General features: G+C 61.6%; 6 protein-coding genes. 1 reads left to right on the top strand and 5 read right to left on the bottom strand.

The annotated features are described in order from the left end of the window. Nucleotide 1: 1 nt before the first annotated feature. Both JNK74_25440 and JNK74_25445 read right to left on the bottom strand, forming a co-directional pair. Nucleotides 2-2,329: a right-handed parallel beta-helix repeat-containing protein gene (locus JNK74_25440; GenBank protein ID MBL7649535.1), complete on the bottom strand. Its 2,328-nt coding sequence runs from the start codon at nucleotides 2,327-2,329 to the stop codon at nucleotides 2-4. A 16-nt stretch (nucleotides 2,330-2,345) separates the two neighbouring features. Next, entirely contained in the window at nucleotides 2,346-3,236 is an 891-nt protein-coding gene (locus tag JNK74_25445; GenBank protein ID MBL7649536.1) for a hypothetical protein, read from the bottom strand. A gap of 326 nt (nucleotides 3,237-3,562) precedes the next feature. Here JNK74_25445 and JNK74_25450 point away from each other — a divergent pair, with 326 nt between their 5' ends. Continuing rightward, nucleotides 3,563-5,428, top strand: coding sequence for a hypothetical protein (locus JNK74_25450; protein ID MBL7649537.1), 1,866 nt, complete (start codon nucleotides 3,563-3,565; stop codon nucleotides 5,426-5,428). A gap of 18 nt (nucleotides 5,429-5,446) precedes the next feature. Here JNK74_25450 and JNK74_25455 read toward each other — a convergent pair whose 3' ends face one another. From JNK74_25455 to JNK74_25465, 3 genes are all read right to left on the bottom strand, one after another. Next, the gene (locus JNK74_25455) at nucleotides 5,447-6,727 is read right to left on the bottom strand and encodes an amidohydrolase family protein (protein ID MBL7649538.1); all 1,281 of its coding nucleotides are present in this window, start codon (nucleotides 6,725-6,727) and stop codon (nucleotides 5,447-5,449) included. Nucleotides 6,728-7,043: 316 nt separating this feature from the next. Then, on the bottom strand, nucleotides 7,044-8,264 hold the full coding sequence (locus tag JNK74_25460) for a type II secretion system F family protein (GenBank protein MBL7649539.1): 1,221 nt from the start codon (nucleotides 8,262-8,264) through the stop codon (nucleotides 7,044-7,046). Next, nucleotides 8,245-9,990 carry a type II/IV secretion system protein gene (locus JNK74_25465; GenBank protein MBL7649540.1) on the bottom strand — a complete coding sequence of 582 codons (1,746 nt, stop codon included), beginning with the start codon at nucleotides 9,988-9,990 and terminating at the stop codon, nucleotides 8,245-8,247. The genes JNK74_25460 and JNK74_25465 overlap by 20 nt, the downstream gene beginning before the upstream one ends. Nucleotides 9,991-10,152 lie beyond the last annotated feature (162 nt).

The raw sequence follows: 10,152 nt of genomic DNA on the forward strand, positions 1-10,152 counted from the left end.
GCTACTCAATTCTGAGGGTATCAAAGCCCAACCCGACGCTGTCGGATCCGAAGCGCCCATCACCCAGGTCCACGGTGGTGAATGATTGAAACATGGGCACGCGCCCCACCTGCGTTCCGTCCAGCAAGATCTCGGCGCCATGTTCCTTGCCCTCCTTCACGTCGAACACCAGCTCGTGCCACCCCGTGCCGCGCGCAACGCTGGTCGCAACAACACGGTCCTCCCACAATTGCACCACATAGTGGTCGCGCGACACACCGCCGTCCACGCCCAGAGCGATCTCGCCTTCCTCAATGGCCGCTGGTCCCCGCAGTTTCGCAAGGCACGTTGCCCCGGCCTTTTCCGCGTCATCGTAGAACCACACCGTCACCTTTCTCGAGATCGCGGTGGGATGTCGATAGCGCAGCACCATCACGTCCTTATCCACGCGAACGGCGCCGACACCTTCGTGCGCGCCCGAGTCAATCAGGTATCCATGCCGAAATCCGTCTTCGTAGCGGTAGAGGTAAAAGGGGCTCAGGGTACGATCGAACCCGCAGCGGACAGGCAGGGTCACCGGACGGGCAACCTCCTGGGGATAGGGGTATCTGTAGTCGGCCGTGAGTCCGATGTCATCCCTCACCTTTGACCGATCAAAAACCCCGTGCTTCTCCCACTTTCCATTGACCAGGATCTCATCCGGCCTTCCCGGCGACTCGAAGAAATTATTCTCCAGAAAGGTCTCGTCTTCGTAACGCCCGAACTCCACCACCGTAGCATTCGCGCCATAGGCCACGTTATTGCGCAAGTGTGTGTTATAGGTCATGCCGGGGTCGAAATCGATGGAGCAGGCGTCTTCCGGGCGATCCTCCGGCTGTGGCCACGTGGCGTTGAACCACGACCAGGCATCGACGATGCGGTTGTTCTCGAAGGTATTGTTGTCCGTCGTCGCGCCAATATAAAAGGCGCCGCCGTCCCAGGAGCTGCTCATGCAGCGCGCGAGTTCATTGTTCCGGATCACGTTGTTGTTCATGATGCCCAGTTCGCGGGGCATGTCCCACATGGAGAAAAACAAAATGCCCGACTTCGGCCCGTCGGTGATCAGGTTGTTGGATATCACGCTGTCGTTGAGCGACCAGAATACGGAAATGCCGCAACCGGTAATGGTGCGTCGGCCCATGTGATGGATGTAGTTGTTGTGAATCGTGAGCCCATGCGTCTGGACGATAGCCGGGCCGCCCTCCCTGCGCTCATACTCGCCCCGGATCCAGATGCCATTGGTGCCGCTGCGCGCGATCTCACAGCCGGTCACGGTGAAATGCGTCGTGCCGCCGCCCACGGAGATCCCGTTCGTGCCTGCGTTGAACAATCGGCAATCGCGCAGGGTAACGCGCGCGGCATTGCTGATCGCAATCTGATCGTTGCCCCCTTGAAACGTAAGACCCGCAAACACCAGATCGTGAACGGGACGCGCGGCATCCGTTCCGCCGACCTGAAACAACCGGGGAACCGTATCCGCAACCACTGGAGCCCCCGTGAGCGGCCAGTAATAGAGCACACCCGCAGCCCGATCGGCGTAGTACTCACCCGGCGCATCGAGCAGCGCGAGGGCATTCTCGATTTGGTACGATTTTCCGGCCACCGGATCGTAGGCGGGATCCTTCATCTTGAATTCCGTGTAGAATCGCCCCACTGCGGCATCCACACGGGTCACGGGAATGTGCTCGGAGAAGTAGGTTCCCATTTGCATCAGATGCAAGTGGAGCTGGGTTGTGTCCACACCCGCCGGATCAAAATCTCCGTGTTCATAGCCGAAGGACCACGACGGCGCGACTTCGGGATCGCGAAGCCGCAACCAGCCGTCGTTGGGCGTGCGGGCCATCGTCCCCGCGATTCCCGCTTCGATGACCTGAAAGGCCATGGGATCGGTGGCGGAGATCTCGGGTAGCGCGGCCTGGAGAATGCCGCCTCTGAACGGCTGCCACGCCGTAACCGGAATGCCGCCCGCCAGCACAGGCGTCTCGTCCTCGTAGTTGCGATAGGTCACCGGCGCGCCTTCCGAGCCCGAGTCCTCCTCCCCAAAGACCACCGGCTCGCTCAGGTGGTAGTCTCCGCCGCGCAAATAGACGGTAACCCCGCCTTCTCCCTGCGCTTTCAGCGCGCGAACGGCATCCCGTGCGCGGGTCAAGGTCGCAAAAGGCGCTTCAAGCGTTCCCGACGCGCCATCATCACCATCGGGCGCGACGACCAGGATCCGATCCGAAGCGGCCCGAGCCGAGGCAATTGTCGAACAAAGAAGCAGTTCCGCAATGAGGGAAACGAAGAGCGTGAAATATCGGTAAGGTTTCATAGAGCCGATGATACCCTTATTCCAGAAGAAACGCCAATGCGGCAGGTGACTCGAAGAATGATTTCAACGGCGCACCGTGGCTGCCGCCCTCCACAATCTCCACCGTGATGTCCCCGCCGCTTGCTTTGTAGCGCCGGGCAAATTCTCCGCTGTTGGGTTCCATCGGCACCACGTCGTCTGCGGTGCCATGCAGGTGATAGGCCTTCACACCCGCCTTTACAAGCGGCGCAGTATTGTCGATGGGATTGAACTCCTTGAGGCGCGCCTCCATTTCGGCACGCCCCAGGCCGTACGCCAATCCCTGGGGCGAAAAAGGTCCGCAGAGTCGATCCAGCCCCGGCCAACTCGTCAGGTCCGTCGCCGGAAAAATCCCCAGCACGCGCTCCACATGATCGGGATAGCGGAAGGCATAGCCATAAGTAATCAGGCCGCCGTTGCTCTGACCAATCATGCGCGCCTTCGGATGGAGCTGATACTCCTTCACCAGCATCTGATAGAAAGCCTTATACACCGCTGCGCCCTTCGGGCTCCCGCAGCTCGCGCCCACGTCGATGCCCGCCACGTGAAAGCCTTTCGCCAGCGCACCTTCCACGTAGTAGCGCTGCATTACGGGACCGCAGTCTTTGTCGTTCAGCGCGAGGAAAAGATTCGAGATCCATACCCAGCGCCGCTCGGAATCCACCGCGCCCTTCGGTGCGATGATGTACGCCGCCGTTCCCGCGCAGGAGAGGGGCGTCAGGGCGCCGTGCTCGTAGACCGCGTCCATCGTGTAATCGCTCTGCGGTAAACCGGCAATCGTATACGTTCGGCCATGAGCAGGTATGCCCGTGGGAGCCGGCGCAGACTCCGCACAGGCTAAAGACGCCGCCAGCAGGCAACACACGTTACAACTAAGCCATCTCAACACTGAAGCCGCTCTCCTCTCTTACGCGATTCGCCGACGCCAGGCCACCGCTCCCGCTCGTTGCCACGGTCCACCGTGGCAATGCCTGCCGTTCCGATCGGCGGGACAGCCCTCTGGAGGCAACCCGGTCTGATTACGGATCAAGCACGGTCCAGGACATCAATCCATACGTTCTTGAGAATTGTAATCGGATCTGCTTGAATGGTACTCAATTGTGCGCATGCCATGCGATACACAGATCGCACACGCGCCAGCCACTTTCCAGGCGAATCCATGCCCTTTCGTGGTTCAATCCCCTCCTTCGGGGCCAGCGCAGTTTGAGGCCATCCATGCATAAATCCCTGCCCGTCCTGCTGATCACAATCTTCGCTTGCGCGCTTTCGGCGGCGTCTTTCGAATTTCCCGAGCAGGAAAGCGTCGATCCGACCGTGATCACTTCCACTTCAATGGAGGACAGCCCCGCCGCGAAGGCCGTGGAGCACTTCCGTGAACGAGTCAAACGCCTGCGCGCGAATCAAGACGCGCCATCGCCACTCGCAATTCATGTCGGCTTCTTCGATCAAGACGAACGCCTCAAGCGCCACTTCACACCCGAAAAACTCGCTGTGCTCACGCAAGACCTCAAGCCGTGGCAGCGCGAACAGGCTTATGCGATTGCCCTGGTGAAGGAGAACGGCCGCGACGTAATCCTCGCGGGCGGATTCACCGAACTGGGAACGGTCTATGCCGTCTCCGAATTGGAGATCCGGCTCCGTCTTCGCGACAACGGCCAAGTCTATCTGGATTTTCCCGAGTGGACCGACGAAAGCTCCGCGAGAGAAATTTTCGACTTCCCCGCCATCGAGGAGCGGGGGGAATACATGAACATCGGGTACAACATTCCCGGCATCACGCCCCACGAGTGGGGGCCGGAGCGCTGGCAGACCTATATCGACAAGCTCATTCTGGCGAAGCTGAACCGCTTCTACTTCTATATCTGGATCGACACGTACAGCATAAACCCGGCTTCCGAGTTGTCGCAACGCCCTCTCACACGGTCGATCCACGAGAACCTGAAGGCCATGATCGCCTATGCCCAGGGGCGTGGACTTGAGGTGGTGTACATGTTCTGTCCCACCTTCTTCCCCAAAGATTTGTGGAATGCGAACCCTGCCATTCATGCGGAAATTACCTACGTAGACCACGGCTTCCCCGCCGTCTGCCCCAACGCCCCCGGCGCCTGGGACCTGCTGCTGGCCAACGCCCGCAGCGAGTTCCCGTGGTTCGCGGAGGCCGACGCCATCCAAATCTGGTTCTACGATCCCGGTGGCTGCTGGTGTGAGAAAAATGGCTGCGCGGCAGATCAGCCTGGGTCTATCGCGAAGCAATTTAAGACCTTTGGCGACCTTTTCCGAGAGTACAATCCGAAGGCCAAGCTGGAGTACAACCTCTGGCCCGTGTGGGTCTGGGAAGACATCAAGAAGCTCAAGTACCGTGACGACATCAACGCGCGGATAGAGGAAAGTTTCTCCGGTGAAATCGTCGACATCACCGCCGTGGGCGGGGACAACGGCGGCATCTCCTTCCCCGTGCGCGAGAAGGCCCTGGGCTTCCGCTCCTCCGCCTTTCTCTTTGGCGCCAACCCCGAAAGCGGATACTCTTTTCTCATCCCCAGCCTCCGCTGGACGCCCGCGCTGATCAAGGAGGCTAAGGCCGCTGACTTGAATGGCGCCTTTGGCCACCGGCTCGAAGCCTGGACCCGCTACCCCGCCACCTTCTTCATGGGCGAGTCCCTCTGGGACCCGGAGTCAGCGCCGCGCGATGCCGTCCGCCGCTGGGCCGCCTGGCAATGCGCCCGCAACGATCTCGGCGGGGAACTCGCCACCGCCATCGAACTGCTGGAACAATACACCGACGACGCCCCCACCGCGGAACTGGGCAACCGAATGAGCCAGATTATTCAAACGATCTGGCCCGAGTTGCCGACCACCGCGAAGGAGGACCTGGAATATTTCCCCGCCATGTTCGATTGCTTCCGCATCATCGGCGACTCCCTGAACACCAAAGATCCGGACCAACTCGGCCTATTCGCTACACAGTTCACCCAGGCCCTCCGGCAGTCCCCCACCTTCGCGCCGCTGGAAGGCCAGGGATCACAACTCTTTACCCGCTACCGGGAACTGCTCAAGCCCGGCTGGAAAAATGCGCCGTTCTAAGCGATGTACCTCGCCCCGCTAGTGCGCCTTCTGCCGCTCCCCGTGCTGCTTGAACTGCCGAGCCCACGGCTCGTCCTCCAGACCGACCTCCTCCCTCGCCAGCAATTCCGTTGGACGGTATAGCGCGCCATGGTGCAGCGTCATCACGATATCCGGCTTTTCGGGCATCACCTCCAGCGGATTGCCCCGCACGAACACCAGATCGGCCACCGAGCCCGGTGAAAGGCTCCCCAGATCGGGCTTTTCGAGATACGTCGCTGCATCCACCGTCGCGGCGCGAATCGCCCGCTCCGGCGACATCCCCGCGCCGACCAATAGCGAAAGTTCGCGCCACAGGCTCAGACCCGGCGGAATGATGCCGCAGGGAACGTCGCTCCCCGCGAGAACGGGCACTTCCCGCTCCAGCAACAATCCCGTAAATCGCTGCGCCGCCTCCAGTGCGCGGCGCCACTCGTCTCTCAGCTTTTCGTCGGGTGGCACGGCCTGCCACGCCACCATATCCGATGGCGTGTAGCGCAAGTCTTCCGACTCGGGCCAGCCCGCCTCGCGTATGCGCCGCTGCGAATCCCAGTAGGCCAGCGTAGGCGTCGCCGTGATGTTCAACTCCCGGATTCCATCCGCCACGGTCCGCTGCCGCTCCAACGTCTCGGCAAAGTCCGGACGACCCCAGGCATTCAGCCACGCCCGTGGACGGTCGGGGTAAAGATCCGCGAGGATACCGTCGTAGTGAAAGAACTCGTCCACCCCGGCCCGCGCCGCACTCAGCACGCCACCACCCGCGCAATGCATGGACACCTTGCGCCCCGCCGCATGGCCCGCCGCCGCCATAGCCGGGATCCACGCGGGATCGAGCCCCACGTAAAACTTAAGTCCATCCGCCCCCGCCTTCGCCGTCTCCCCCACTGCCGCCACGGCATCCGCCTCATTCACACACCTCCGGCAAACCTGCCCATGCACCGGTGCGGGGCCATCCAGAATCGGACCGAGACACAATATCCGGGGCCACGGCTTGATCTCCGATTCCTCCCGACGCGCCAGTATCCACTGGAGATCATTCCCCGTGTCCCGTACCGTCGTGACGCCATAGGCCAGAAACTGCGGCCCCTGATACCGCATGAAATGAACGTGAACATCAATCAAGCCGGGAAGGACAGTGCAGTCTGGCTCGTGGTAGTGCGTGATGCCTTCGGGAACCTTTTCGCGCGGTAAAACTTCCACCACGTGACCACCTTTTACGAGGACGGCATGATCGTCGCGGGATTGCGTCCCATCGAAGAGGCGCACTCCGGAAAAGGCCACCAGGTCACCCCCCGGGTCGCGCGACTCCCGCTCAGGCAAGCCTGGAGCACCTGAGGCGCCCGCCAACGCGGCACCGCTCAACACGAGTGCCGTCCCCGAACCGGCTCGGATAAACTCTCGACGAGACAAGCGGTATTGCTTCGACATGAAAGATTCAGCTCCGTGATATGCTGGACCATTGGACTTGGAGCAAACTTTCGAGCGTGAATGGAAGTACGTCGCGCTCGAATGCAATTCAGTTATGCATCACTGTAGTCGATCGCCTCGACCGCGTCAATTCGACCTGAATGGTTCAAAGCGGGGGACGGTCCCCTCGTCACGCCCCAATCGCCGAGCTCAGCGTCAGCATCGGCAGCAGCATCGCGATCACAAGAAACCCGATGATCACCCCCATCACCACGATCAGCAATGGCTCGAAGAGGGCCATCACGGCCCTGGCCGCGCGCTCCACTTCGATGTCGTAGGCGTCGGCGATGCGGTTGGCCACCGCGCCAATGCGACCGCTCTCTTCGCCCACGGCAAACATGCTCACGACCACGGGCGGGAAGTGTTTGCATTGCTGGAGGCCCTCGCTCATCGACCCGCCGCTCATGACGCCGCTGTGGAGGCTTCGAACTTCTTCCTGAATCACGCGGTTACCCATCGCGCCCGCGGTAATCTCCAGCGTGGTGAGGATGGGCACGCCGTTGTCCAGCAGGGTGCCGAAGGTGCGGGCGAACTTGGCCATTTCATACTTCTGCACCAGCAGTTTAACGACGGGCACGCGAAGGATCGCCGTGTCCCACCGGGTGCGGCCCGCTTCCGTGCGCAGCCATTGCGCGAGGGCCCAGACGCTCCCGCCGAGGCCGAGCAGGACCGCCCACCACCAGGTCCCCATGAACTGGCAAGTGACCATGACAACGACCGTGGGCCAGGGCAGGGCGGCATCGAACTCCTTGAAAATGCCCACAAACTTGGGAAACACGAACGACACGAGGATGAACACGGAGATGGCGCTGATGACGGAGAGAAAAACCGGATAGACCAGTGCGGAGAAGGCCTTGCCCCGCAGCTCTTCCTCCTGTTCGCCGAAGGCCACGATACGCCAGAGCACGTCGTCCAGCATGCCGCCCGTTTCTCCCGCATGGACAAGATTGATATAGAGCGGCGGAAACAGCTTCCCCTGCTTCGCCAGCGCGTCGGACAGGGTGCTGCCCTTTTGCACTTCCTCGCGCACGGCATCGGCCATCGCGGTCATCGCCGGATTCTCCGCCTGCTTCGCGATGGTGCGGAGGGCCTGGGTCAGCATCATGCCCGATTCGATAAGGTTGGCGAGCTGGCGAAAGAAGATGTTGCGGTCTTTCAGGCGGATGCGCTGAAGCACCGCGCGGGCAAGGCCCTTGCGCACGCCCCCGTCCTCTTCCACCCGCGTCACATCGAGGGGGAAGCAGCCCATCTCGCGGAGGCGCGCCACGGCCGCGCGCTGGTTCTCCGCTTCGAGAACGCCGCTCAGCTTTTCGTCCGGGCCCTTCTTGGCCTCATAGCGAAACTGGGGCATCGCCACCCTCGCCGAATATAAGCACATCGGCGTCCGCCGTCACGCGAAGCACCTCCTCGATGGTGGTGGCCCCTTCGCAGGCCCGGAGCCAGCCCGCGCGTCGCAAGGTGCGCATGCCCTGGCGCAGGGCCACCTGCTTGATGGCGAGGGAGGTCGCCCGCTGCACGGTGAGGGTCTTGATGTCCGGGGTGAAGGGCAGCATCTCGTAGATCGCGGCGCGACCCCGGTAGCCCGTGTTGCGGCAGGCGACGCAGCCTTCTCCCCGTCGGAAAGTCGCTTGCGACACCTCCGCCGTCACGTCGCCAAACTCCGCGGCGAGCAAGGCCGCGTCGTAGTCCACGGGGCGCGCGCAGGCCTCGCAATTCTTCCGCAGCAGTCGCTGGGCAATGGCGGCGATCATGGTGCTGGAAATCAGGAAGGGCTCCACGCCCATATCCAGCAATCGCGTCACCGCGCCCGCCGAATCGTTCGTGTGAAGCGTGCTCAACACCAGATGCCCCGTAAGGCTCGATCGCACCGCCATCTCCGCCGTCTCGTAGTCGCGAATCTCACCCACGAGCAGGATGTCCGGGTCGTGACGCAGGATCGAGCGCAGGCCCATAGCGAAATCGAAGCCGATCTGGTTGTGCACCTGCATCTGGGTCACCCCGGTAAGCTGATACTCCACCGGATCTTCAATTGTGATGATTTTCCGCTCCAGATTGTTCAGCTTGCTCAGCGCGGCGTAGAGCGTCGTGGTCTTGCCACTGCCCGTGGGCCCGGTGACCAGCAGGATGCCGTGGGGCTTGTTGATGAAGGCATTGAATTGTGCCAGATCCTCCTGCCGAAAGCCCAACTCGGGCAGGGTCAGAAAGGCGTTGGATCGCGTCAGCACGCGCATGTTCACCGTCTCGCCGTGGGGTGTGGGCAGGATCGACACGCGCAGGTCGTAGGACTCCGCACCGAAGGTGGCTAGGATCTTCCCATCCTGCGGCAGCCGCTTCTCCGCGATGTTCAAGTTCGCCATGATCTTCACGCGCGAAACGATGGCCGCCTGAAATCCTTGTATGCGGCCCGGGGCCGGCACCTGATGGAGTATCCCGTCGATCCGGAAGCGGACCCGAAGCTCGTCCTCAAAAGGCTCGATGTGAATGTCTGTCGCGCCGGACTTTACCGACTCAAGAATCAGCTCATTCACAAACTTGATGATAGACGCATCGATTTGGTCGTCGTCCAGATTCGCACTCTCGCGCCGCACCGGCGCGATGCTCACGCTCCCCTCCCGCTGGTCCAGCATCCGCTCCATGGTGTCCGCGCCGACCCCGTAATAGCGCTTGATGGCGCCCTGGATATCTTCCGGCGTGGCCACCACCGCCTCCAGGCGTTGTTTCAGCACCAGGCGAATGTCGTCAAGGAGGTGCGAGTTCATCGGATCGCTGATCGCAAGCACCAGCACGCCCTCGCGCTCCTCCACCGGCACGCAGCGGTACTGAGTGGCGAAACGAGGCGGCACCTTGCGCAGCAGCGCTTCGGAAAGGGCCAGGTCCGCCAGGGAGACAAAGCGTAATTCGCAGAAACGCGCCAGGGATTGATACACGGAAGGGGCGTCGGCGAAGCCAAGCTTCACGATGGCGTCCCCGGAAAAGCCACCCGCGCGCTCGGCATCTTCCTTGGCCTGAAGCAGACGCGCCTCATCCACCACGCTGTCGCGGATGAACTGTCTCTCGAATGCCTTCAGCCCGGCCACTTGATTGCTCCAACACGTTGCGCCAAAAACCGTGAAAGGATGCTAACACAGGGGCGCGAATGCGAACAACGCGAAGGCAACAGACTGTCGGAACTCTTTAGAAATGTCCCCATCCTTAACTCAATGAAAATGTCCCCTCCGCGTTTTGCTTTGCCATGATAC

Source organism: Candidatus Hydrogenedentota bacterium, assembly GCA_016791475.1.
GTDB lineage: Bacteria > Hydrogenedentota > Hydrogenedentia > Hydrogenedentales > JAEUWI01 > JAEUWI01.

What these genes read in the sequence shown, in the direction of transcription:
- JNK74_25440 (MBL7649535.1), bottom strand. Translation starts at nt 2,329, where the DNA reads ATGAAACCTTACCGATATTTCACGCTCTTCGTTTCCCTCATTGCGGAA.
- JNK74_25450 (MBL7649537.1), top strand. Translation starts at nt 3,563, where the DNA reads ATGCATAAATCCCTGCCCGTCCTGCTGATCACAATCTTCGCTTGCGCG.
- JNK74_25460 (MBL7649539.1), bottom strand. Translation starts at nt 8,264, where the DNA reads ATGCCCCAGTTTCGCTATGAGGCCAAGAAGGGCCCGGACGAAAAGCTG.